At 66.5% G+C, this 22,633-nt stretch carries 23 protein-coding genes and 1 tRNA gene; 16 read left to right on the top strand and 8 right to left on the bottom strand.

From position 1 onward, the window contains the following. Positions 1-7 precede the first annotated feature (7 nt). Positions 8-1,045 carry a family 43 glycosylhydrolase gene (locus ACSQ18_RS14385; protein WP_436038092.1) on the top strand — a complete coding sequence of 346 codons (1,038 nt, stop codon included), beginning with the start codon at positions 8-10 and terminating at the stop codon, positions 1,043-1,045. A gap of 67 nt (positions 1,046-1,112) precedes the next feature. Here the strand turns inward: ACSQ18_RS14385 and ACSQ18_RS14380 are convergent, their stop codons facing one another. Beyond that, positions 1,113-2,099 (bottom strand): type I phosphomannose isomerase catalytic subunit, encoded by a 987-nt coding sequence (locus tag ACSQ18_RS14380; RefSeq protein WP_436038091.1) that lies wholly within the window; start codon positions 2,097-2,099, stop codon positions 1,113-1,115. A 78-nt stretch (positions 2,100-2,177) separates the two neighbouring features. Beyond that, on the bottom strand, positions 2,178-3,254 hold the full coding sequence (locus tag ACSQ18_RS14375) for an HAD family hydrolase (protein ID WP_436038090.1): 1,077 nt from the start codon (positions 3,252-3,254) through the stop codon (positions 2,178-2,180). Between ACSQ18_RS14375 and ACSQ18_RS14370 the strand changes: the two genes are divergently transcribed. From ACSQ18_RS14370 to ACSQ18_RS14360, 3 genes are read left to right on the top strand one after another with little or no spacing between them, the layout of a single operon-like run. Then, complete coding sequence (locus ACSQ18_RS14370) at positions 3,208-4,593, top strand: PTS sugar transporter subunit IIC (protein WP_436038088.1); 1,386 nt, start codon at positions 3,208-3,210, stop codon at positions 4,591-4,593. The two genes, ACSQ18_RS14375 and ACSQ18_RS14370, sit on opposite strands and share 47 nt — an antisense overlap. A 59-nt stretch (positions 4,594-4,652) precedes the next feature. Further along, positions 4,653-6,098: a glycoside hydrolase family 1 protein gene (locus ACSQ18_RS14365; RefSeq protein ID WP_436038087.1), complete on the top strand. Its 1,446-nt coding sequence runs from the start codon at positions 4,653-4,655 to the stop codon at positions 6,096-6,098. Further along, positions 6,098-6,931, top strand: coding sequence for a 3-keto-disaccharide hydrolase (locus tag ACSQ18_RS14360; protein WP_436038086.1), 834 nt, complete (start codon positions 6,098-6,100; stop codon positions 6,929-6,931). The genes ACSQ18_RS14365 and ACSQ18_RS14360 overlap by 1 nt, the downstream gene beginning before the upstream one ends. Before the next feature lie 62 nt (positions 6,932-6,993). Here ACSQ18_RS14360 and ACSQ18_RS14355 read toward each other — a convergent pair whose 3' ends face one another. Beyond that, positions 6,994-7,287 carry a PTS sugar transporter subunit IIB gene (locus ACSQ18_RS14355; protein ID WP_436038085.1) on the bottom strand — a complete coding sequence of 98 codons (294 nt, stop codon included), beginning with the start codon at positions 7,285-7,287 and terminating at the stop codon, positions 6,994-6,996. 52 nt (positions 7,288-7,339) lie between these two features. Continuing rightward, positions 7,340-9,238, bottom strand: a complete 1,899-nt coding sequence (locus ACSQ18_RS14350) for a BglG family transcription antiterminator (RefSeq protein WP_436038084.1) — start codon at positions 9,236-9,238, stop codon at positions 7,340-7,342. 217 nt (positions 9,239-9,455) lie between these two features. Between ACSQ18_RS14350 and ACSQ18_RS14345 the strand changes: the two genes are divergently transcribed. From ACSQ18_RS14345 to ACSQ18_RS14305, 9 genes are all read left to right on the top strand, one after another. After that, the gene (locus ACSQ18_RS14345; protein WP_436038083.1) at positions 9,456-9,800 is read left to right on the top strand and encodes a PTS lactose/cellobiose transporter subunit IIA; all 345 of its coding nucleotides are present in this window, start codon (positions 9,456-9,458) and stop codon (positions 9,798-9,800) included. Between the two features lie 3 nt (positions 9,801-9,803). Next, positions 9,804-10,547, top strand: a complete 744-nt coding sequence (locus tag ACSQ18_RS14340; RefSeq protein ID WP_436038082.1) for a ribulose-phosphate 3-epimerase — start codon at positions 9,804-9,806, stop codon at positions 10,545-10,547. Further along, positions 10,544-10,810: an HPr family phosphocarrier protein gene (locus ACSQ18_RS14335; protein ID WP_436038081.1), complete on the top strand. Its 267-nt coding sequence runs from the start codon at positions 10,544-10,546 to the stop codon at positions 10,808-10,810. Before ACSQ18_RS14340 ends, ACSQ18_RS14335 begins: the two co-directional genes overlap by 4 nt. Before the next feature lie 78 nt (positions 10,811-10,888). After that, a complete protein-coding gene (locus ACSQ18_RS14330; protein ID WP_436038080.1) occupies positions 10,889-12,301 on the top strand; it encodes a glycoside hydrolase family 1 protein in 1,413 nt (470 codons plus the stop codon). Position 12,302: 1 nt separating this feature from the next. Next, on the top strand, positions 12,303-13,376 hold the full coding sequence (locus ACSQ18_RS14325) for a Gfo/Idh/MocA family oxidoreductase (protein WP_436038079.1): 1,074 nt from the start codon (positions 12,303-12,305) through the stop codon (positions 13,374-13,376). Beyond that, complete coding sequence (locus ACSQ18_RS14320; protein WP_436038078.1) at positions 13,373-14,350, top strand: Gfo/Idh/MocA family protein; 978 nt, start codon at positions 13,373-13,375, stop codon at positions 14,348-14,350. Before ACSQ18_RS14325 ends, ACSQ18_RS14320 begins: the two co-directional genes overlap by 4 nt. A 152-nt stretch (positions 14,351-14,502) precedes the next feature. Continuing rightward, a complete protein-coding gene (locus ACSQ18_RS14315; protein WP_436038077.1) occupies positions 14,503-14,952 on the top strand; it encodes a MarR family winged helix-turn-helix transcriptional regulator in 450 nt (149 codons plus the stop codon). Next, positions 14,949-15,932: an alcohol dehydrogenase catalytic domain-containing protein gene (locus tag ACSQ18_RS14310; RefSeq protein ID WP_436038076.1), complete on the top strand. Its 984-nt coding sequence runs from the start codon at positions 14,949-14,951 to the stop codon at positions 15,930-15,932. Before ACSQ18_RS14315 ends, ACSQ18_RS14310 begins: the two co-directional genes overlap by 4 nt. After that, on the top strand, positions 15,904-16,536 hold the full coding sequence (locus tag ACSQ18_RS14305) for a hypothetical protein (protein WP_436038075.1): 633 nt from the start codon (positions 15,904-15,906) through the stop codon (positions 16,534-16,536). Before ACSQ18_RS14310 ends, ACSQ18_RS14305 begins: the two co-directional genes overlap by 29 nt. 174 nt (positions 16,537-16,710) lie before the next feature. Here ACSQ18_RS14305 and ACSQ18_RS14300 read toward each other — a convergent pair whose 3' ends face one another. Beyond that, positions 16,711-17,538, bottom strand: coding sequence for a CPBP family intramembrane glutamic endopeptidase (locus tag ACSQ18_RS14300; protein WP_436038074.1), 828 nt, complete (start codon positions 17,536-17,538; stop codon positions 16,711-16,713). 214 nt (positions 17,539-17,752) lie between these two features. Between ACSQ18_RS14300 and ACSQ18_RS14295 the strand changes: the two genes are divergently transcribed. Further along, complete coding sequence (locus tag ACSQ18_RS14295; RefSeq protein ID WP_436038455.1) at positions 17,753-18,007, top strand: SDR family NAD(P)-dependent oxidoreductase; 255 nt, start codon at positions 17,753-17,755, stop codon at positions 18,005-18,007. Between the two features lie 4 nt (positions 18,008-18,011). On the opposite strand, the gene ACSQ18_RS14290 is transcribed toward ACSQ18_RS14295, so the two are convergent. Continuing rightward, positions 18,012-18,085 (bottom strand) — tRNA-Gly (locus ACSQ18_RS14290). A 215-nt stretch (positions 18,086-18,300) separates the two neighbouring features. Continuing rightward, complete coding sequence (locus tag ACSQ18_RS14285; RefSeq protein ID WP_436038073.1) at positions 18,301-18,981, bottom strand: response regulator transcription factor; 681 nt, start codon at positions 18,979-18,981, stop codon at positions 18,301-18,303. Between the two features lie 242 nt (positions 18,982-19,223). Here ACSQ18_RS14285 and dcd point away from each other — a divergent pair, with 242 nt between their 5' ends. Next, positions 19,224-19,829 carry a dCTP deaminase gene (gene dcd, locus ACSQ18_RS14280; protein WP_144806521.1) on the top strand — a complete coding sequence of 202 codons (606 nt, stop codon included), beginning with the start codon at positions 19,224-19,226 and terminating at the stop codon, positions 19,827-19,829. Between the two features lie 24 nt (positions 19,830-19,853). After that, the gene (locus tag ACSQ18_RS14275; protein WP_436038072.1) at positions 19,854-21,746 is read left to right on the top strand and encodes a BCCT family transporter; all 1,893 of its coding nucleotides are present in this window, start codon (positions 19,854-19,856) and stop codon (positions 21,744-21,746) included. 96 nt (positions 21,747-21,842) lie between these two features. Here ACSQ18_RS14275 and ACSQ18_RS14270 read toward each other — a convergent pair whose 3' ends face one another. Then, complete coding sequence (locus ACSQ18_RS14270) at positions 21,843-22,535, bottom strand: MarR family winged helix-turn-helix transcriptional regulator (RefSeq protein WP_436038071.1); 693 nt, start codon at positions 22,533-22,535, stop codon at positions 21,843-21,845. Between the last annotated feature and the right edge of the window lie 98 nt (positions 22,536-22,633).

The raw sequence follows: 22,633 nt of genomic DNA, 5'->3' as shown, positions 1-22,633 counted from the left end.
GAACTTCATGCAGACATCCATCAAGCCCGGCCAGGTCTGGCTGGACACCAAGGGCGAACGCATCCACGCGCACGGCGGCTCCGTGATCACCGTCGACGGGGTCCACTACTGGTACGGCGAGAACAAAGAGTTCTCCACCCCAGGGAGCGGCATCTGGCACTGGGGCGTGCGGTGCTACTCCTCCACGGACCTCTACAACTGGGAGGACCGCGGGCTGATCATCCCGCCCGTCGAAGACGACGAAGAATCCCCGCTTCATCCGAAGCAGCTCGTCGACCGGCCGCACATCATCTACAACGCCGAGACCAAGAAGTTCGTCGCGTGGCTGAAGATCATGACCAAGGGCTCTCTGCAGCGCTCCACCGTCTTGGTGGCGGACAACATCCTCGGACCATATGAGATCGTGCAGACGTGGCTGAAGCCGCTGGACATGAGCGCCGGCGACTTCGACCTCGTCGTCGACCCGCACGACGGGAAGGGCTACTACTACTTCGAGCGCGTGCACTCGGAGATGATCTGCGCGGATCTCACCACCGACTACACCGACGTCACCGGCTATTACTCCACCCACTTCCCGCAGCCCCAGCCTCCCTTCGTGCGCGAAGCTCCCGCTCACTTCTCCCGCAACCGGCTGCACTACCTGCTGACCTCAGGTACGACCGGCTACTATCCGAACCCGTCAGAAGCGGCGGTATCGCGGTCCTACCACGGTCCGTTCGAGGTGTTCGGCGACCTGCACCCCACCGACGAATCCCGCACCTCGTTCCACTCGCAGATCTCCTCCGTCTTCACACATCCCGACAAGAAGGACCTGTACATCGCGATCGCCGACCGGTGGCTACCGAAGTACCTCGACCACGGCGACCGCGCGCACAAGGCCTTTGTCGAGCACTTCGCGCCCGGCAAGGACGGCGACGAGCCGATGGAAGAGTTCGCCGACGTCGACACGACCATCGCTGATTACGTGTGGCTGCCCATCCGCTTCGAAGGCGACCGGCCCGTCATCGAGTGGCGCGACGAATGGACCATAGACGAGTTCGACTGAACCACCGATGCCGGGCGAGATAGCGAAGCCGGGGTCTGGACCCGAAAATTCTGCGGAGCGGTCACCGTCAGGTCAGCAGATCGGCCAGACGCTCGCGCTCGACGAGCAGGTCGGGGACGTGCGTCTCCAGCAGCGTGCCCGTCCCGGTGAGACTGTACGCACCGGTGGATGCCGCGAGCAGCGCGCTCTGCCCGGCGACGAGCGACGACGCACCCGAGCCGGTGGTGAGTTCGAGCTGCCCGGTGAGACACGTGAGGATCTGGAATGAGGTCGGCTCGGTGCGCCCCGCGAACGATCCGTCGACATCGATGTGCGAGACGGCGAACCGCTGCGTCAGGGACAGCGAAGAGTGGTCGAAGCCCTCACCGGTCGTGCGGAGACCGCGGTGGGGCGCCGCGACGGCGTCCACGTCCACGACCTCCTGACCGTCTTCGAGGTCGAGTCCGCGGTCGCGGCCGTAGTCGTACAGGCGGTACGTCGTGTTGCTGTACTCGCAGATCTCGATGAGGGTGATGCCCGCGCAGATCGCGTGAACGGTGCCGGCCGGGATGTAGATGAAGTCGCCGGGCTTCACGGTGCGCTTCACGACGAGGTCGGAGAGGCTCCCGTCGGCGCCGGCGGCCTGGAACTGCGCGCGGGTCGTCCCGGGCTTGAGCCCGGCATACACGAAGGCGTCGGGTGCGGCATCAAGGATGTACCAGGCTTCGTCCTTGCCGGAGGGCTCACCCTTCTTGTGCGCATGAGCCTCGGTGGGGTGCAGTTGGATGGAGAGGTTCTCGCGCGAGCTCACGTAGCGGATCATCACTGGAAACGGCCGACCGACGTTCAGGGTTCCGACAAGGTCGGCACCGAGCTCGTCGACGACGACCGAGAGCGGCTTCCCATCGTGCTCGCCGCCGGTGACGACGGTGTCGCCCTGCGGATGCGAGGACACGTCCCACGTCTCGCCGATATCTCCCTCGGGGAGCTCGCCCTTGAACTTCTCGAGCGTGCGACCGCCCCAGGGCTTGTGAATGAAGACGGGCGCGAAACGGAGCGGAGCGATGCGGGTCACGTCATCCACGCTACGAACCGGCAAGGAACCGTGCGAATGAAGGCGGTTCCGCGACAGCGGAAGCCGGCCGGACTCACGTCAGTCACTGCCGAGGGCGTGCGCAGACCGAAGCGCCATCCACAGCCCGTGGTTCTCCGCAGCCGGCGCGACCCAGTCCGCGGCCGCACGGACTGTGTCGTTTGCGCCGCCCATGGCGATGCCACGACCCGCCATCGAGAGCATCTCGATGTCGTTCTCTCCGTCGCCGACGGCGATCGCTGCGGTCCGGGGGAGTCCGAGCCAGTCGAGCGCGATCTGCATTGCCGCGCCCTTATGGACGTCGTCGGGCATGAGCTCGGTCAGGTGATCGGCGAGCTGCGGGATGGAGGTAGGCAGACGACGGACGCCCGCGGGGAGCGACGGATTCCATTCCGGACCGGCGAGGCAGACGAGCTTGGTGACCTGATCCGGGATGTCGGGCGCCGCGGATGCCAGCCCGGTGACGAAGAAATGCTCCCAATGCGCTCGCCCGGCTTCATCCGCCACCACGGCGAAGAGCCTCTGGAGGGCCGAGCGCACGTCGTTGTCGACGACCAACCCGTGGTGAGTCTCGAAGTAGAAGCGGATGCCGGTAGCGCGCAGCATCCCTACGATCTCCGCTACCGTGCGGGGGTCGAACTGTGCGTCATGAAGCCGCTGACCGTCGGGCAGCTCGATGCGCCACCCGGAGCCGGTGATGACCGCGTCGAACTCCAGATCGCGCACCTCTTGGGGCACTTGCGCGGCAGAACGCCCGGTGCTGAGGATGAGCGCATGTCCGGCTTCGCGCGCCAGCGCGAGCGCACGTCGCGCAGACAACGGAATGGCGCCATTTGCAGTCATGATTGTTCCATCAAGATCCAAGAACACGGCACGGCGGGGCGAGGACGCAGACACGCTCTCAGGTTGACGGATCGGGCACGGTCCGGCCAGCGTGGACACTTCCGCGATCGCGGAACGCGATGCACCGGAAAATGGTTCCTCGGTCGCGGAACGTCGCCTACTGGAGGCCGCCCCGGGCGCATCGCAGACTCGGAACCGAAGCGCACCGTCACGCATTGGCGGCACCCGAAGCAAGAGGATTCCGTCCATGAAACGTGACAGTGTTGTCGATCGGTTCCAGTTGGTGGCGACCAAGATCCAAGAGAACGGCTACGTGAAGTCGATCTCGAACGGATTCATGGCGACGTTGCCCATCCTGATGTTCGGAGCCATCTGCTCGCTCATCGTCGGCTTCCCCATCCCGTCGTGGACCGAGTGGGTGCGCACGACGCCCTTCGGTGCCGCCCTCCAGCTCGGCAACGATGCGACCATCGGCCTCCTGGCGCTGTACGTCGTCGTAGGTGTGTCGTATCAATTCGCCCGCGAACTGAAGACGGACACGCTCGCCGCGGTGATCGTCGCCCTCGCATCGTTCGTCATCGTCCTTCCGTTCAGCACGGTGTACGCGCCTGAGGGCGCCGACCCCGTAACGATCGGCGGAGTCCTGCCCACGCAGTGGCTGGGCCCGCAGGGCGTCTTCACCGCGCTCCTCGTCTCACTGTTCTCCACCCGGATCTACGCACTGATCGTTGCCGCCGGTTGGAAGATTCGGATGCCCGGAAGCGTTCCGCCGGCGGTGTCGCGGCCGTTCGAGGCCATCATCCCGGCGGCGATCATCGGAGCGTTCTTCCTCGCGGTGCACACGGTGTTCGCGCTCACGCCGTACGAGCACATGAGCAACTTCATCTTCACGATGATCGGTCAGCCCCTCGCCAGCCTCGGCGACAGCTACTGGGCGTGGCTCGTGATCATCTTCCTCTCGCAGCTCTGCTGGTCGCTGGGCATCCACAACTGGGCAGTGTGGGGCGTGGTGTTCCCGATCATGCTCGGACCCGCGTTCGAGAACCAGGCGGCCGGCACCGCGGGCAGCCCGCTGCCGTACCTTGTGACGATCACCTTCGTTCTCGCTATCACCCAGTGGGTGGGTGGCCCGGGGAACCTCCTCGGGCTGTCGACCAACATGCTCCTGTTCGCGAAGAGCAAGCGGTACAAGACGCTCGGCCGTCTGGCGTTCCCGCCCAGCATCTTCAACATCATCGAGCCGCTCATGTTCGGGTTCCCCATCGTCTTCAACCCGCTGATGGCCATCCCGTTCATCCTCGTCCCGCTCGTCGCATTCACCGGTGGGTACCTGCTGCTGGCCGGGGGCATCATCGGCAACCCGTTCATCGCGCTGCCGGCAAGCGTGTTCACGATGCCGTTCATTCCGGGCGGGTTCATCATCGGCGCGGGGATCGGCTTCGGGATCTTCCTCATCGCGGTCTACCTGTTCTCCGTTGTGGCGTACTACCCGTTCTTCCGCATCGCTGACCGCCGCGAGTTCGCGATCGAGCAGGCCGCCGAGCGTGAGGCCGCGGAGGCCGAGGCGACCGCCCCGGTGACCGAGGTCCCGTCGGCGCCCGCCGACGACCCGTCACCGACGCGATCGAACTGACCCATCACACGGGACGGGCCCGGACGACAGTCCGGGCCCGTCCCGATTTCAGGAGAAACATGACGAACCAGCATCAGGCCCTCCCGTTCCCCCGCGACTTCCTGTGGGGTGGGGCCACCAGCAACGTCCAGGCCGAAGGTGGCATCGACGAAGGTGGCAAGGGGATCAACGTCTACGACTCGCTCGTGGTGACACCCGAGCCGGGCGTCGAGCCCATCTACTCCGACACGGCCGTCGCCTCCGACCACTACCACCGGTACGCGGAGGACATCGCGCTCATGGCGCAGATGGGGCTGAAGGCGCACCGCTTCTCGATCGTGTGGTCGCGCATCTTCCCGAACGGTGACGAAGCCGAGCCGAATGAAGCGGGACTCGCCTACTACGAGTCGATGGTCGACGAGCTGCATGGACACGGCATCGAGCCGGTCGCGTCGCTGCTCCACTTCGACATGCCCGACCACCTGCGTGTCGCGTACAACGGTTTCGCGAGCCGCGAGGTCGTAGACCTGCACACCCGGTACGTGGAAGCCGTCCTGACCCGCCTGGCCGGCAAGGTCCGCTACTGGATCACCGCGAACGAGATCAACACTGCGCCGCTCTTCCCGCGCCTGGTGGCGGGATCAGAGCAGCCCGACGGCGACGACCCGATCGCGTACCAGGCGCTCGTGCGCCACAACATCCTGCTGGCTCAGGCCCGGGCCGCGCTCGCCATTCGCGATCTCGCTCCGGACGCGAAGATCGGCTGCATGATCTACTACGGGCCGTCGTACCCGGCCTCGTCGAAGCCGCAGGACGTCACGGCTGCGCGCTGGGTCAACGACCTGCTCTTCCACCTGCCGCTCGACGTCATCGTCCGGGGGGAGTACCCGGCGTGGTACCCGCTTTACCTGAAACGTCGCGGCGTCGCCCTGCCCGCGCAGCCGGGGGATGTCGAGACGCTCGCGGCCGGTGCCGCCGTCAACGACTACATCGCCTTCAGCTACTACCAGACCGGAATGATCACCGGCCCGGATGGGTGGGGTGCCCCTGCGGCTGAAGATGCCCTCGTGCAGAACTACTTCTTCGGTGGCGAGAAGAACCCGCACCTCGACCGGACGGCGTGGGGCTGGCAGATAGATCCGGAAGGCATCCGCACGGCGGCGGCATCCCTGTATGCGCGTTATGGCAAGCCCGTATTCATCGTCGAGAACGGAATGGGTGTCGACGAGGAGCCGTCGGAGGCGTCCGGCATCGTCGAGGACGACTACCGCATCGCCTTCCACACCGGCCATGTCGAGGCGCTGCGCCAGGCGATCCACATCGACGGCGTTCCGGTGATCGGGTATCTCGTGTGGGCGCCGTTCGACATCCTCAGTAGCCACAAGGAGATGCGGAAGCGCTACGGCTTCATTCATATCAACCGCACACACGACGACCTCCGCGACCTCGCGCGCACCCCGAAGAAGTCGTTCCATTGGTACCGCCGCGTCATCGCCTCGGACGGTGTCGACCTCGGAGCCGAGTGATGGCATCGACCGAGGCTGGGTTCGCTCCTCTCTTCGACGGGGTGACCCTCGACGGCTGGCACGCAGAGCCGCGCGTCTACGGTCGCGCGTTCCCCGGAGGCCCGGAGCTGTCGGAGATGCAGGCGAAGCTCGGCTTCGCCCTGCCGGCCGAGCCCGAGAAGCATCCGGCGGTGTGGACGGTAGAAGACGGTGCGATCGTCGGACGGCAGGACGAGCCGGGCAGCGGCTACGGCGGCTACCTGGTCACCGACGAGGCGTACGGAGACTTCGAGCTCGTGCTCGAAGCGCGACCTGACTGGCCGGCCGACACCGGCATCATGATCCGCCGCACGCCGGGCGATTGGGCGGGGTTCCAGGTGCTCCTCGATCACCGCGAGCACGGCGGCATCGGCGGGTTCTTCGGGAACGGTCTCGGGAACTTCTCCGCGGCTCCCTTCACCGTGTGCGCCGAGCTCGACGCCGACGGCCGGCCGGTCGGGCTCCGCGCTGATGTCCCGGTCGCACCCGAGCGCTCCGGGCGCCTCTCGTACGGCGCGACGATCGAGGAGTTCCTCGCGGTGTGGAAGTGGGGCGAGTGGAACGAGATCCGCATCCGCTCCGTCGGGGCGCTGCCCGTGATCACCACGTGGATCAACGGTCTGAAGATCGCCGAGCTCGACGCGGCGACGCTCGATGCTCCCGACTATGACGCGGATGCCGTGCTCGCGCACATCGGCCGTCGCGGTCACATCGCGCTCGAGGTGCATGACAACGACCCGATCTCCGGCCTCGGACGATGGGGGCGGGACGCGGCGTGCCGCTGGCGCAACATCCGCATCCGCGACCTGGGCTAGGCATCGCAGAAACGAAGAAGGGGGCTTCAATGACGGAAGCCCCCTTCTTCATCGAAGTCAGGTCAAGCGAGCAGCCCGCGTGCCTGCGCCATCACGGTCGGGCCGTCCATGGTGCCGTACGCGCGCATGTCGATGACATCAACAGGTGTTCCCGAGGGCTGAAGCTTCTCGGACGCTTCGCGGAGGCGGAACCGGATCTGCGGGCCGAGGAGCACGACGTCGTAGCCGGCTACCACGTCATCCATTTCGCTGTACGGCACGGCGACGACCTCGTCGCCGGGCTCTGCGACCTTTCGCATGCTGTTCATCAGCAGACTCGTGGACATTCCTGCCGAACAGACGAGCAGTACTTTCATGGGTTTACCTCCTGGTCGTGTGACGGCGCGCCGTCCTTCGGGTCGTGCGGGGTCATGCGCTGATCTCGGCGAGCAGGGCTGTCGAGAAGGCGTCGTAGTCGGTGGCGGCTCTCACGATCCGGCTGATGCGCGCCGGGTCGGCCAGCGTCGCGATGAAATCGTCGAGGACGTCGCGGAAGACCTGTCGCCCGTGTGAGCTGAGCGCGAACAACGCGACGAGATGCACGCGGGAACCGGCCCACTCGATGGGCTCTTCGCTCACCAGGATGGAGATCGCGGTGCGCTGCGCATTCATGTTCATCGAATGGGGAACGGCGATCGATCCGCCGAACGCGGTCGGCGAAAGCCGTTCGCGGTCTTCGACATCACGCAGGAAGTCGGCGTCGACGACGCCTTCAGACTCGAGCTGAGCGGACATCCGAGAAAGCGCCTCTTCGCGGGTCGTGGACGTCACGCGAGTGAACAGTCGGGGGTCGATGAGCTCCGTCAGCGCCCAACGGATGCGCGCGCCCGACTTGGCCGCGCGCGCCGCTCGGACGGCGTCAACGATCACGTCCAGGTCGGACTCGGAAGGGATCGGCGACACGTGAACCACGGTCGCGGCGAGTCCGGGCGGCAATGGAGTGCTCGTGGCTATGAGGTCGGCGTCCAGCGTCGACCAGTCGTGATCGAGCTCGGTCACGGTGTCGATCACACTCGCCGCGTCGCCGAGGCGCGACGCGACGCGACGGGTGAACTCGTCGGCCGTGGAGTAATACTGCGGAACGACGCAGACGACGCGAACGTGACTGGCCGACTCCAGGGTGCGCTGCAGGTAGGCGCCGATGTGGAAGGCGATGAAGACGATCTCGTCTTCCTCCATCCGGATCCCCGCGCCTTCCTCGATACCCGCCGCCACGAACACGGCCAGTTCGTGGATGAGTGGGTGGTCCTGCTTGAACGAGTCCCCGAGAGGGTTGCGAGCGGTGGTTCCCGACCGCGCCCGGGCGATGAGGTTGCGCACGTGAAGGCTGAGATTGACGACGAACGTGTCATCGTCGACTTCGAAAAGGTACCGGTCGGCGAGGCGGGCGAGGATCGACTGGACGAGCGTCAGATACTCGTCGCCCACGGCCGCGGCTCCGGCTGACGACGTCCCCGTGCGGGTGAGGATGAGGCGAGCGAGTTCGGCTCGCTCGGCGTAGGGCATGCTCACCGCGTGGCGCTCCTCGATCAGTGCGGCGAGTTCATCGGCGGCCGCGAGGACAGCAGGCTCGGCCAGTGGACCCTCCACGCGGTCCCGAGTATGACCCGCAGCAACACGGGTCACCGCGATCGCAACATGGAGAGCGAGATCGTGAAGCCCGTACTCCTGCGTGACGAGAGCGTGCCGATCGAGAACCGACCGGATCCACCCGGTCAGCTCGCGCAGGTCGATGCTCTGAAGCTCGAGCAGTGCCGTGCCCAGTCCCGCCGCGGTGACGCCACGGGCTGACTCGAGGAGCAACTGCCGTACGAGGCGACGCTGCCCCAACTCGCTGCCGACTATGCGAACACTCGAACGGTTGCGCTGCAACTCCAGGTCGTATTCCGCCAGTAGGCCTCGAACCTTGCTGAGGTCGCCTTCGATCGTGGAGTCGCTGACGAAGAGCATCTCGGCCAGGTCGTAGACGTCCTCACCGTCGACCGAGGTGACGAGGCGACGTGTGATGTAGTACAGCCGCTCCATCGGAGTCTCGACTCGTCGCTCCGACGCATCCGATATCGATGCGCGCCACACCTGCTCGTCGAGCGTGTAGCCGCGGTGGGACGTGAGGATGATCGCGGCGTCGGCGCGCCCATTGACCTCTTGCACGTACTTCCGGACGCTGCGCGCCGAGACGCCGAGGAGGGCGCCCAGCTCATCGCCCGACAGAGGATGCGACGTGGACCGCAAGGCGTCGACCAGACGCTGCTGCCGGCTCTGCTGCATTGCTCCCCCCATCGGAACGGACTCCGGTGATACGGCCCACGGCGGTCGTATCGACTGCTCCAGTGTCAGCCGAATGCCTCGTCCCCTCCAGTATCGGCGGTTCCGCCATGGCGGAACATGGGGTGCTGGCGCCGAGAGTGGCACGTGGGCGAGCGTATGACTATAGACGTGGCGCGACCCTCTCTGAGGTGCTCGCACAGACGCCGTGCAGAGAGAGATGAGACCCATCACCATGGATGAGGACTACAAAGTCGCATTCGAGCTGATCGCGTTCGCCGGTAACTCCCGGTCGAACTCGATGGAGGCCTTGCAGCTTGCCCGCGCGGGCAAGTTCGGAGAGGCGCGGGAGGTGCTCGCCCAGGCGGATGCGGACCTCGGACTCGCCCACAAGGCGCAGACCACCCTGATCCAGCAGGAGGCTGGCGGCGCTCCCGTCGCAGTGAACATCATCCTCGTGCACGCTCAGGACCACCTCGCCAGCGCGACCGTCATCTTCGAGCTCGCCGGCGAGTTCCTTCACCTGTACGAGCGCATCGCCGCCGTCGCCCCCGAAACGGCCTGACCGGTGAACAGCGCCACCCCGACCGCCCGCCGCGACGCTGCGTGGGAGGACGACGCCCAGACGCCCCTCCTTATCCCCTCGATGATGTGCGCCGACTTCAACGACCTCGTCGGCGAAGTAAATGCTCTCGACGACGCCGGTGTCGACGGCTACCACCTCGACATCATGGACGGCTCGTTCGTCCCGAACTACGCTCTCGGACTGCACGACGTCGAGGCGATCCGTCGCCACACCGACAAGCCCATCGATGTCCACCTCATGGTCTCCGCACCCGCTCAGGCCATCGAGGTCTTCGCCGCCGCCGGAGTCGACATCGCCTATGTGCACGTCGAATCCGACCCCCACATCGCCAAGACGCTCGGACGCGCCCGTGAACTGGGCATCGCGCCGGGCATCGCCCTCAACCCAGGCACCTCGATCGCGGCGGTAGAGGAGCTGCTGCCGCTGGTCGACTACGTGCTCGTCATGACCGTGAACCCCGGATTCGCCGCGCAGAAGTACCTCGACTTCGTCGATGCGAAGATCGCTCGACTCGTCGCCCTCAAGGCGGAGCATGGCCTGCGCATCGTCGTCGATGGGGCGATCTCCCCCGCGCGCATCTCCGCGCTGTCCGCACTCGGAGTCGACGGGTTCGTCCTCGGCACCTCGACGCTTTTCGGCAAGACGGAGTCGTACGCCGAGATCGTCGCCGACGTGAAGAAGACCGTGCGGTCCAGCGCCGCCACGACTCAGGAAGCCCAGTCATGATCCTCACCGCCGACGTTGAAGTCACCAGCCGCTCGGGCCTGCACGCCCGGCCGGCCGCCACCCTCGCCAAGCTCGCCGGCCGCGTGTCTTCCTCGGTGACTCTGCGGTCCGGTGAGAAGACGGTCAACGCCGCGAGCGTTCTCGGCCTCATCTCCGCTGGCATCACCCAGGGGCAGACCGTGACTGTCGCCTGCGAGGGCGAAGACGCCGAGAAGGATCTTGCCGAGATCGTCGCCGCCATCGAGTCCGGACTCGGCGACTGACTCAACCCACAGACTGAGGAGGGGTGTTGCTGGTTGGACGCCGTTGCGCCCCTCCTCAACCACCCGAGGAGCAACGCGATGACATCCCCCTTCCCGTCCACATTCCTCTGGGGCGGCGCGACCGCGGCGAACCAGGTCGAGGGTGCCTACGATCAAGGCGGCAAGGGCCTGTCGGTCCAGGACGTCATGCCGCGCGGCATCGTCGGACCGCGGACGGCCGAACCGACGCCCGACAACCTTAAGCTCGAAGCGATCGACTTCTACCACCGCTACGCGGAGGACATCGCCCTGTTCGCCGAGATGGGCTTCACCACGTACCGGTTCTCGATCGCGTGGAGCCGCATCTTCCCGCAGGGCGACGAGACCGAACCCAACGAAGAGGGCCTGGCGTTCTACGACCGGGTGCTCGACGAGCTCGAGAAGCACGGCATCGAGCCGCTCGTGACGATCTCGCACTACGAGACGCCGCTCCACCTCGCCGAGACCTATGACGGCTGGACCGACCGCCGCCTCATCGGCTTCTACGAGCGTTACGCCCGCAGCCTGTTCGAGCGGTTCGGCTCGCGGGTGAGGTACTGGCTGACGTTCAACGAGATCAACTCCCTCCTCCACGCCCCGTTCATGTCGGGCGGCATCAACACCCCGAAGGACGAAATCGCCGAGGAACAGCTCTACCAGGCGATGCACCACGAGCTCGTCGCGTCTGCCCGCGCAACTCGCATCGCCCGCGAGGTGGCCCCCGCCGCGCAGATCGGCTGCATGGTTCTCTCGATGCCGGCCTACCCGCTCTCGCCGTCGCCCGCGGACGCGCTCGAGGTGATGGAGTTCGATCACTCGAATCTCGTCTTCGGCGACGTGCACGCGCGCGGTGCCTACCCCGGCTACTTTCTCCGCACCCTGCGTGAGAAGGGCATCGAGCTCGACATCACCGACGAGGACCGCGAGGACCTGACCAACACGGTCGACTTCGTGTCGTTCAGCTACTACATGTCGGTCGCCGCGACCGCCGACTCCGCGAAGAAGACTGCCGGCGAGGGCAACATCATGGGCGGGGTGCCGAACCCGACGCTCGAGGCGAGCGAGTGGGGTTGGCAGATCGACCCGGTTGGCCTTCGCCTGGTGCTCAACCAGTTCTGGGACCGCTGGCAGAAGCCGCTCTTCATCGTCGAGAACGGTCTGGGCGCGAAGGACGATCTCATCGAGGTCGACGGAGTCAAGACCGTCGTCGACGACTACCGCATCGCCTACCTGAACGATCACCTCGTGCAGGTCGGGGAAGCGCTGCAGGATGGCGTGAACGTGCTCGGCTACACCACGTGGGGCTGCATCGACATCGTCAGCGCCTCCACCGCACAGCTCAGCAAGCGCTACGGGTTCATCTACGTGGACCGGAACGACGACGGCACCGGCACTCTCGATCGCTTCAAGAAGAAGTCGTTCGACTGGTACGCGGACGTCATCCGCACCAATGGCGCCAGCCTGAGGGCTTGACGTGCTGAACGTCGCATTCATCGGCAACGGCAAGAGCACCAACCGGTACCACGCTCCTTTCCTCCTCGCCCGCCCGGAGAGTTTCCGAATCAAGACGATTTACGGGCGCAGCGCCCCCACCTGGGAGTTGATCCCCGGGACGCAGTACGTGTCCGACATCGAGCAGGTCTGGGCTGACGACAGCATCGACCTCGTCATCATCACGACCACCACGCCGGCATCACACATCGAGTTCGCACGAATCGCTCTCGAGAGGGGCAGGAACGTCCTGGTCGAGAAGCCCTTCTCGGACACCGCCGCAGAAGCCGAGGAGCTCTTCGCTCTTGCGCGTGAACGCGGCTTGTTTCTGCAGGGGTATCAGAATCGCCGGTTCGACTCTGACTTCCTCACTGTTCAGCGAGTCATCGCCAGCGGCGTGCTCGGGGACCTGCTCGAAGTCGAGATGCACTACGACTACTACCGCCCGGAGTCGTCGCACGCGTTCCCGCCCTCGGCAGAGCCGGGATTCTCCTTCCTCTTCGGGCACGGCGTCCACACCATCGATCAGGCGCTCAGCCTCTTCGGCAGCCCTGACCGCATCCACTACGACGTGCGGCAGCTGCTCGGCCCAGGGCGCGCGAACGACTACTTCGACGTCGACCTCTACTACGGCACGCTGAAGGTCACCATCGGTTCCAGCTTCTTCCGACTCGTGAGCCGACCGCGCTTCGCCGTCTACGGGACGAAGGGCGTCTTCGTCAAAGAGACCGAGGATCGCCAGGAAGAGCACCTCAAGGTGTTCTCCACCCCATCGGCGCCGGGCTTCGGGGTTGACGCGCCGAGGGACTACGGCACGCTCACCTACATCGACGACGACGGCGTCCGCCACGAGGAGAGGATGATCTCCGAGGTCGGCGACTACGCGCGCTTCTACGACGGCGTCCATGCGAGCATCGTCGACGGCGCACCCAAGGTCGTGCGAGACGAGGAGACCGTCGAACTCATCGGCATCCTCGAGGAAGGCCTGAAACTCTGGGTGCCCGCATCCGCCGAGGAGATCGCCGCCTACTCCGCCCGCGTCAGGGCTGCCGAGTGAAGCTCGGAGTCTTGGGCGCGGGGCAGCTCGTCCACGACTTTCTGCCCCACGTCGCGGACATCTCCGGTATCGACCTCGTGGCAATCTACGGTCGCCCGCCCGCGAATGAGAAGCTCGTCGAGTTGAGCGAGCGCTTCGACATCGATCGCGTGTACCTCGACCTCGACGAGTGCCTCGCCGACCCAGATGTCGACACGGTATGGATCGCCGTACCCAACTCGCTTCACGCTGACTTCGCGCGGAGGGCGCTGGAAGCAGGCAAGCACGTCATCTGCGAGAAGCCGTTCGTCCTCCGCGAAGAGGAGCTCGCGAAGCTGCGGCGGCTCGCGGTCGAGCGAGACCTCATCCTCGTCGAAGCGATCACCACGCAGTATCTGCCGAACTACCGTTGGATCGTCGACCACCTCGACCGCGTCGGTGACGTCCGGGTCATCCAGTCCGACTACTCGCAGTACTCCTCGCGCTACGACGCGTTCCGCAGCGGAACGATTCTGCCCGCGTTCGACGTGTCACTCGGCGGCGGCGCCCTGCTCGACCTCGGGATCTACGCCATCCACTTCGTCGTCGGCATCCTCGGACGACCGCTGGGCGTCACCTACACGGCGAACGTGCAGCGGGGAGTCGACACCTCCGGCGTGCTCGTCCTCGACTACGGCGACCGCACTGCTGTCTGCGTGTGCGCGAAGGACTCGGACGGCCCGATCCGATCGAAGATCCAGGGCGAGGACGGCTGGATCGTCGTTGAGGGATCGCCGAACGTGATGGCATCCGTGCGGGCACAGGGGCGAGGCGGCGACGTCGAAGAGGTCGACGATAACGTGCACGATCACCGCATGGTCGACGAGTTCGTCGCGTTCGAGCGAATGATCCGCCTTCACGACATCGAGGAGCGAGACCGACGTCTCGACCACAGTGAAGCTGTCCTCTCGGTCGCGGCGTCTGCGCTGAGGTCGGCTGGACTTACTCCTCGCTGAAGCGGCCTCCGAGCGCGCGGCCGCGAGCCCCATCTCCTCCCCGGGCTGAGCGACCGTGCGGCCGCAGCGCACGCGGTTGATTAATCTACCTGCCGTGGAAATATATTCCAAGTAATGTAGGTTGGATCGACGGTACAGGATGAGGTGGACAGATGACGTCGAGCGCAACCCGGGTAGAGCTGCTCGAGGAACTTGTGAGATACGAAACGTTGTTGTGGAACACGGTCGAGCGTGGGCTCAGCCGCGCCGGCTCGAGTTCGCTGGCGACGCTTCTCGCGCTTCGCTACCTCCACCAACGAGAGTCGCTCGGCCGCGTCCAGGATCTCGCTTGGCGCCTGGGGGTGACCGTCGGTGCTGCGAGCAAGATCGTCGATCGGCTCGAACGCGACGGCCTCGCAGTGCGAAGACCGCATCCCGATGACCGTCGTTCCTCGCTGATCGCCCTGACGCCGCACGGCGTACGGGCACTGGCCGACGCAGAAACAGTCGCTGAGGACGTGCTCGCCACGGTCTTGCCAGCGGATGCGGACGCGACGAAGCTCGGGGAGGTCCTCCGAGTCGTTTCCGTAGACCTCGACTCGTTCGGGAAGGGAGCAACATGACTGAAATGATGCGAGCCATCGTGATCGACGCCCCGGGCGGGCCCGATGTGCTCACAATGCGGAACGTCCCCGTTCCGTCGCCTCGGGCGGGGGACGTCCTGATCCGGGTGAAGGCGTTCGGGCTGAACCGCTCGGAACTTCACTTCCGCCGGGGAGTTGCCAGTTTCGGTTCATTCCCGCGGATCCCGGGTATCGAGGCGACCGGCGTCGTCGCTGCTGATCCCGGCGGCGAGTTCGAGGTCGGTCAACAGGTCATGACGATGATGGGCGGGATGGGCCGCACCATCGACGGCGGCTACGCCGAATACGTCTCGGTGCCCGCTGATCAGGTCTTCCCGTTCGCGAGCGACCTCCCCTGGGATCAGTTGGGCGGCGTCCCCGAGATGCTGCAGACCGCCGACGGGTCGCTCCGCATCGGCCTGGAAGCCACGGCGGGGCAGAGTCTGCTCATCCGCGGGGGAACGTCGTCGATCGGTCTCGCGCTGGCCGTGCTCGCGAAGCGTCGCGGGATGCGTGTCTTCTCCACGACCCGACGCGCGGAGGCGTTCGACGCGCTCCGCTCGGTCGGCGTCGATCATCCGCTCCTGGACGACGGTGATGTGGCAACGCAGATCCGGAAGGTGATCCCGGGAGGCGTGGACGGTGCTGTCGAACTGGTGGGCACGAACATCATGAAGGACACGCTCCGTTCGGTGCGTACCGGAGGGGTCGTGTGCTTCACCGGAATGCTGTCCGACGAATGGACGATCCCGGATTTCTATCCGATGGACTGGATTCCCAATGGAGTTCGGTTGACCTCGTACTCGGGCGGGGCCGCTGACCTTTCACCGGCGGCGCTGCAGGACTACCTTGACGCCGTCGCCGCCGGAGAGGCGATCATCCCCATCGGGAAGGTCTACGCATTCGACGAGGTCGCCCAGGCGCACGCCGACATGGAAGCGGGGTCGGTCGGTGGCAAGGCCGTCGTCGTCGTGGAGTGACCTGGCTTCGGGTACCCCGATCGGCGTCGTCGTCGAAGCGGGCGCAGCGGGGGCGGTTCGCGTGCGGCTGGATCCGGGGAGGGAAGCCGGCGTGCCGGGTATCGACTACGTCGACCAGCCCACCTTCCTCGTCCTGCCGGACGTCGTGGATGAAGGGACGATATCCGTCGACATCCGGAGCACGATCCGGCCGGGTGTGTCAGAGATGTCGAGGGGATTCGCGGGGATCGCATTCCACATCGCCGAAGACCACTCTCGCTTCGAGTGCGTCTATCTCCGGCCCGCGAACGGTGCCCGCGAGGAGCCGCCGGCGCCCCGAGTCCAGCGCGCCGTGCAATATTTCTCGTACCCGCATTGGCCGTTCGATAGGTTGCGCGAGGAGCGCGTCGGCGAATACGAGGCGGGTGCCGATATCGGGCTCGACCAGTGGGTGCGGCTGCGCGTGAACGTCGCGGCCCAGACGGTCGTGGCGCTCGTGGATGACGTCGAGGTGCTCTCCGTCCCCAGACTCGACCCTGCTCCGACGGGGTATGTCGGGCTGTTCGTCGACATCGGGACGGAAGCAGTCTTCCGATCGCTGGAGATTGCTCCTGATCGACGCTGAAGCGGGGTCGTGAAGTGAGTGAACGCTGTGCCCGTGACCACTGCACCGCTTCACGACATCCGATTCTCCGATTGGCCACCGACGCGGGATCGACGCGGGCATCGATCGCTCGCCTCCTCCACGGTACGGCTCGAGTGAGCGCGATCTCCGGCCGAGAAGGTCCGTGAGGCCCGGCTAGTTCACGCGCGCTTCCGCGCGGTTCTTGACCAGGAAGATCGCGACGAGCGCGAGCAGGATGTACACGATGTTGAAAAGGCCCGCGAAGGCGATGAGGCTCGACGTGCTTCCGGTGTCGGAGTGAGCGTCGATCCCTCCCGTCGCGAGGATCGTGATCGGATCGGTCGCTGCGTGAAGCAAGATCACCCAGACGAGGCGTCCCGTGATGCGGAGGGAGAGGTACATCATCGCGCCGAAGCCGAACGTGTATACGACGGTGATCGCCACCGTCGCGAAGGCCTGGCCGGAGAGAGCGTTTCCGACGTGGAGCAGGGCGAACAGCAACGCGGAGACAACAAGGACGAGTCGCTCACCGTGGCCGCCCTTGCGCAACATGCTGACCACGAGTCCGCGTGTGAGGAGCTCTTCCGCGAAGCCCACGCAGAGTCCGACGAAGAGCAGCGCGAGCACAACGCTGACCGAGTACGCCGACCAGTTCGTCCCGACCAGTCGCAGGATGATCGGAATGAGGACGAGTACGACGGCGAGCCACATCCATCCCCGTCCGCGCACCGGTTGGCGCGCGAAGAGCTCGCCGAGCCACCCGACCGACCAGGCGAACAGGACCAGGCACAGGCCAGCCAGCAGAATCGGCAGAGCGAGCGAGAAGAAGATGCTCGCGGGATTCGACAGCGGGTTCGCCGGGTCCACGAAATCGTGGAACAGCGACCCCACGCCGAGGCCGATGAGCTGATACACCCCCCAGTACACGGCGACCAGGAGGAGAGCCTTCCACCAGGTTCCCCGACTCCAGAAGCGTGCCCACGCAGACTCGAGGTCGACCATTTCCGTGTTCCCTTCGCCGTCCGTCGCCCGTTCGCCCCGACTCTATCCGCGCGAACAACGATCGCGGGAGCGGGCCTCGCACGAACCGTACTGGTTCTCGTCTCGCAGGGCACGGTCGCTCTGGGCGGAAGCGCCCGACTCTGTGACGGACAAAAGTGACAAAAGTGGTGTCTACGTGTCGGCGGCTCAGGCGGTGCTCGACTAAGTCAGGTGCATCCCGATCTCCACGATCGGCGGTATCGGCGCCCTTCCTTCGCTCGATGGCTACCACGCCTCCAAGTGGGCCCTGGAGGGACTGTCGGAGTCGCTGGCGCAGGAGGTTGTCTCGTTCGGAATCAAAGTCGCGCTCATTGAGCCGGGCGCACCGGGAAGGAGTGGGAGTGGCTGTCGATCGAGGCCAATGGTTGATCTGACGTCGGTCCGGACTGCCTCTGGAAGTGGCAGAAGGAGATCCGGGCCTGACAAGTGACAAGTGGAGGGGCTGACGGGAATCGAACCCGCGCTGTCTGCTTGGGAAGCAGAAGTTCTGCCATTGAACTACAGCCCCATGCGCCGAGGCGCCGTCCCATCATAACCATCGTTGATGGTGCGACCCCGCCTCGTCGTCCCCCCAGAACCCACGGTTCTCAGGATGGTCTGGCGCTCCGGGCGGAGCCACAATGGTCGCATTCCCCCCGGAACCAACTCCAGACAGCGACCTGCCCGCCCCCTGCCCCCACGCTTCGGCGTTGCGACGGCGGGCAGGTCGTGGGGGCGGCGGCCTCAGTCGCCGCGCACCAGGCCGTCTTCCAGCGCCCTCCGGTACAGCGCGGTCTTGCTCGCGACGTCGCGCCCGAGCAGCGTGTACTTCGCTCGGATGTTGCGGATGTGATCGACCACCGTGTTGCGCGAGATGAAGAGTGCGGATGCCACGGCATCCGCTGTCGCCCCTGCCGCGTAGAGCGCGAGCACCTCTTCTTCGCGCGGCGTGAGGTCGGGACGCAGGGGGCGACGGGTGGGCGCGATTCCGTCGCCACGGGCGGCGCGGCGGGTGAGGGAGGCGCGCGCGGCGGCGCGGATTGCCGCGACGAGCGCGTCGGGACCGTCGGACGTGCGGACGGCACCCACGATGCCCGGGGGCATGTGAACGCGGTGCGGAGCCCCCTCGTCGTCGCCGCTCACGTACGCGACGATGGCGATGCCCTGCGCGACCAGGGTGCGGATGTCGTCGACGGGGGTACGGGGAGTGGATGCCGGGTCGAGCAGCACGACATCGAGGTCGAGGGTCTGCGCGAGCAGGCTCGTCACCGTGGGTGCTGCGGCGGTGAGGTGCATGTCGGGTCGGATGTTGATGATGGCGGAGGCGCCCACGACCATCGCCGGCTGATCTTCCACCAGGCCGACACGCGTGATCGGGCCCGCCCACCCCGATTGCGTGGCCTCCGCCGCACTCGACCGATCCATGACACTCCTCGGCTTCACGCCTGCTCGTCGGTGGGCGCCGGCCCCCCAGCCGACGCCCACCGAGGTTGAGAATAGGCATCACGCGTGCGTCCGCAGCGGTCTGTGCACAGCCGCACCCCCAACACTGAGGGTGCTGGCGTCGACAACCCCTACTTATAGGGGCCGTACGGCGGATGCCACCCTCATCGACGGCTGGTCGTCACAGCCGGAGCGGAGGTGCGGCCGCCCGCTACGCTGGTGCCGTGCTGCTCAGTGATCGCGACATCCGCCAGGAGATCGACAACGGCCGCGTCGGCCTCGACCCGTGGGATCCCGCGATGGTCCAGCCGTCGAGCGTCGACGTGCGCCTCGACCGCTACTTCCGGCTCTTCGACAATCACAAGTACCCGTTCATCGACCCGGCCGAAGACCAGCCCGACCTCACGCACCTCATCGAGGTGGCGCCCGACGAGCCGTTCATCCTCCACCCGGGGGAATTCGTGCTGGGATCGACCTTCGAGCTCATCACCCTCCCCGACGACGTCGCCGCGCGCCTCGAAGGCAAGTCCTCTCTCGGCCGGCTCGGACTGCTCACCCACTCCACCGCGGGCTTCATCGACCCCGGCTTCTCAGGGCACGTCACGCTCGAGCTGTCCAACGTCGCCACGCTCCCCATCAAGCTGTGGCCGGGCATGAAGATCGGGCAGCTCTGCTTCTTCCGCCTCTCCTCGGCCACCGAGACCCCCTACGGCTCCGGCCCGTACGGCAACCGGTATCAGGGTCAGCGCGGGCCGACGGCATCCCGCTCGTTCCAGAACTTCCATCGCACCGACGTCGGAACCACCGACGCCGGGGCTCCGGGGCACTGACCCCGACTCGCTAGGGTGGGCGGCATGACGGCCCCCGACGCATCCAGAAGTCCCGCACGATCCGAACGAGGGAGCCGCGGCGGCCGCTCCGCCATCCAGCGGTGGGTGTTCTGGCCCGCTGCCGGCGTCATCGTCGCCTTCAGCGTCTTCGCGCTCGTCGCCCCTCACCTCGCCGAAGCGGTGTTCCTCGGCATCCAGTCCTCGATCGTCAACGCGTTCAACTGGTACTACGTCCTCATCGCCGCGTTCTTCGTCGTCTTCGCTCTGTTCCTCGGGTTCAGCAGGTTCGGTGACATCCGGCTCGGGAAGGACGACGACCGCCCGGAGTTCTCGCTCGGCGCCTGGTTCTCGCTGCTGTTCGCCGCCGGGATGGGGATCGGTCTTGTCTTCTACGGCGTGAGTGAGCCGCTCAGCCACTTCGTCACGCCTCGCCCCGGAGTGAGCGGCACACCGGAGCAGCTCGCGCAGGCCGCGCTCAGCCAGACGTATCTGCACTGGGGGATCCACGCGTGGTCCATCTACGTGATCATCGGACTCGGCCTCGCCTACGCCATCCACCGTCGGCGGCGCCCCATCTCGATCAGATGGACCCTCGAACCGCTACTCGGTCGCCGCGTCGCCGGCGGCTGGGGCAACGCGGTCGACGTGGTCGCGCTCGTCGGCACCGTGTTCGGGGTGGCCACGTCGCTGGGGCTCGGCGTCATCCAGATCTCAGCCGGACTGGGCGCGGCCGGCATCGCCGAGCCCAGCGAGACGATGCAGGTCGTCATCATCGCCATCATCACCGTCTTCGTGCTCGCATCGGTGCTGTCCGGGGTGAACAAGGGGATGAAATGGCTGTCCTCGTTCAACCTCGCGCTGGCGGCGATCCTCGTGCTCTACCTGCTGATCTTCGGCCAGACCGAGTTCCTGCTGCGCGAGTGGGTGCAGTCGATCGGGAACTACATCCAGAACTTCGTCGGGCTGTCCTTCACGGTGAGCGCCTTCCAGGGCGCAGCCGGAGAGCAGTGGCAGGCGTCATGGACCTCGTTCTACTGGGGCTGGTGGATCTCATGGGCGCCGTTCGTGGGGATCTTCATTGCACGGATCTCCAAGGGCCGCACCGTTCGCCAGTTCGTCGCCGGCGTCATCATCGTCCCCACCCTCATCACGATCCTCTGGTTCGCGGTGCTCGGCGGCTCCGCGCTCTACCTCGAGCTTCAGCAGCCGGGCGCCCTTCGCCAGCCCGACGGCTCCGTCGACCTCAACACCGCCCTCTTCCAGTTGCTGGAGACCATCCCGGGCTCGACCGTGCTGACCTTCGGGGTGATCCTGCTGATCGGGATCTTCTTCATCACGTCCGCTGACTCCGGCTCGCTCGTGATGGGCATGATCGCCACCGGCGGGCAGCAGGAGCCTCCGCGCTGGGTCCGTACCTTCTTCGCGATCGCGACCTCGGTGCTCGCGATCGCCCTGCTGCTGACCGGCGGCCTGCTGGCGCTGCAGACGGCGGCGATCATCATCGCGCTGCCGTTCAGCGTCGTCATGCTGCTCGTGTGCTGGTCGACGGTGGTGGCCTTCACGCGTGAGCGCCGTGCGTACGATCGCGCCGCGCGCGCCCAGTTCGTCGACCAGATCGGCGAGTACTACGGCCTCGAGGTCGAGGCGCGCGAGGCGCAGGGCGAACTGCACGAGCCCGCGTGGATGCGGCGCCTCACACGTGTCTTCGGTCGGCGGCGAACGGTGCCCGTCGGGGACCACGCCTCCCGCGCGACGTCGGCGGAGGCGCTCGCCGCCGCCAACGCGGAGCCGGCGGACGTGTTGACCGCCGACATCGACGCGGTCGTCGCCCAGGATCCGTATCGCGAGGGGGATGCCGCCGAGATCCCTGACCGCACCCGCACCGCCCGCGGCAACGACCCCCTCTCTGGCGACTGAATCCGTCGACGGCTCCGGGGGTCTGACTCGGGCCACGATCCCGACAGACGAAACGGCCGCTCCCCGAGAGGGAAGCGGCCGTCGTCGTGTGCGCGATCAGGCGCTCTGAGCCTCGCGACCGCGCTGGAATCCGGCGTCGAAGCCGCGCTCGTAGGCGCGCTCGCTGTGACCGTGATCGTGACCGTGGTGGCCGCCCTCGCGGCGGTCGTGACCGCGGCGGCGGTCGTCGCATCCGCCGGCGTGCGGACCCGGCTCGCCGAAGCGCGGACCGAAGCCGCGCTCGCCGAACCGCGGGCCGAAGCCTCGACCGGGCCGGAACCCGCGACCGGGGCCGAAGCCGCGACCGCCGAAGCCGTGGCCGTGGCCGCGGTGCGGGTGCGACGTGTTCTCGTCCCAGCCGAGCGCGCGGGCCATCGCCTCGAGCGACGCGACGGTCGTGGCGTAGTCCTCGTCGGACACGGCGCCGGCGACCTTGGAGCGGATGCCGTCCACCGTCTCGGCCAGGCGGGCTTTCGCCGCCGTGCCGTCGTCGGTGAGGGTCCAGGCGCCGTCCACTTCGGCCACCCAGCCGCGCTCGCTCAGGGAGCGGAGCTTCTTCCCGCCGCGCTGGATGCGATCGGCGAGGTGAGGAGCGTCGACGGTGCCGTCGAGGACGTTGAGGATCATCCACTCGCGGCGCGTGACGCCTTCGGTCTCGAAGGCCGTCGCGAACTCGCGGGAGATGAGGCGATCGGTGGCTCGCAGCCAGTAGCCGATCGGGCGGGGTTCGTGATGTGCAGTGTTTTCCATGAGAAGTCCTTTCGTGGGGCCGCGGGTCAGATCCGCCGGCCGAGATACATGTCAGATGGCATGTGCATGTAGCATGACATGAACTCACAAAGCATGTC

It is taken from the genome of Microbacterium sp. LjRoot45 (assembly GCF_964253325.1).
Classification (GTDB): domain Bacteria; phylum Actinomycetota; class Actinomycetes; order Actinomycetales; family Microbacteriaceae; genus Microbacterium.
The sequence above is the reverse complement of the archived record's forward strand: the minus strand, read 5'-3'. Positions and strand labels throughout refer to the sequence as shown.

Excerpts from the sequence above, each read along its gene's own strand:
- ACSQ18_RS14385 (WP_436038092.1), top strand. The coding sequence starts at position 8 with ATGCAGACATCCATCAAGCCCGGCCAGGTCTGGCTGGACACCAAGGGC.
- ACSQ18_RS14370 (WP_436038088.1), top strand. The coding sequence starts at position 3,208 with ATGAAACGTGACAGTGTTGTCGATCGGTTCCAGTTGGTGGCGACCAAG.
- ACSQ18_RS14365 (WP_436038087.1), top strand. The coding sequence starts at position 4,653 with ATGACGAACCAGCATCAGGCCCTCCCGTTCCCCCGCGACTTCCTGTGG.
- ACSQ18_RS14360 (WP_436038086.1), top strand. The coding sequence starts at position 6,098 with ATGGCATCGACCGAGGCTGGGTTCGCTCCTCTCTTCGACGGGGTGACC.
- ACSQ18_RS14355 (WP_436038085.1), bottom strand. The coding sequence starts at position 7,287 with ATGAAAGTACTGCTCGTCTGTTCGGCAGGAATGTCCACGAGTCTGCTG.
- ACSQ18_RS14350 (WP_436038084.1), bottom strand. The coding sequence starts at position 9,238 with ATGCAGCAGAGCCGGCAGCAGCGTCTGGTCGACGCCTTGCGGTCCACG.
- ACSQ18_RS14345 (WP_436038083.1), top strand. The coding sequence starts at position 9,456 with ATGAGACCCATCACCATGGATGAGGACTACAAAGTCGCATTCGAGCTG.
- ACSQ18_RS14335 (WP_436038081.1), top strand. The coding sequence starts at position 10,544 with ATGATCCTCACCGCCGACGTTGAAGTCACCAGCCGCTCGGGCCTGCAC.
- ACSQ18_RS14330 (WP_436038080.1), top strand. The coding sequence starts at position 10,889 with ATGACATCCCCCTTCCCGTCCACATTCCTCTGGGGCGGCGCGACCGCG.
- ACSQ18_RS14315 (WP_436038077.1), top strand. The coding sequence starts at position 14,503 with ATGACGTCGAGCGCAACCCGGGTAGAGCTGCTCGAGGAACTTGTGAGA.
- ACSQ18_RS14310 (WP_436038076.1), top strand. The coding sequence starts at position 14,949 with ATGACTGAAATGATGCGAGCCATCGTGATCGACGCCCCGGGCGGGCCC.
- ACSQ18_RS14300 (WP_436038074.1), bottom strand. The coding sequence starts at position 17,538 with ATGGTCGACCTCGAGTCTGCGTGGGCACGCTTCTGGAGTCGGGGAACC.
- ACSQ18_RS14285 (WP_436038073.1), bottom strand. The coding sequence starts at position 18,981 with ATGGATCGGTCGAGTGCGGCGGAGGCCACGCAATCGGGGTGGGCGGGC.
- ACSQ18_RS14275 (WP_436038072.1), top strand. The coding sequence starts at position 19,854 with ATGACGGCCCCCGACGCATCCAGAAGTCCCGCACGATCCGAACGAGGG.
- ACSQ18_RS14270 (WP_436038071.1), bottom strand. The coding sequence starts at position 22,535 with ATGGAAAACACTGCACATCACGAACCCCGCCCGATCGGCTACTGGCTG.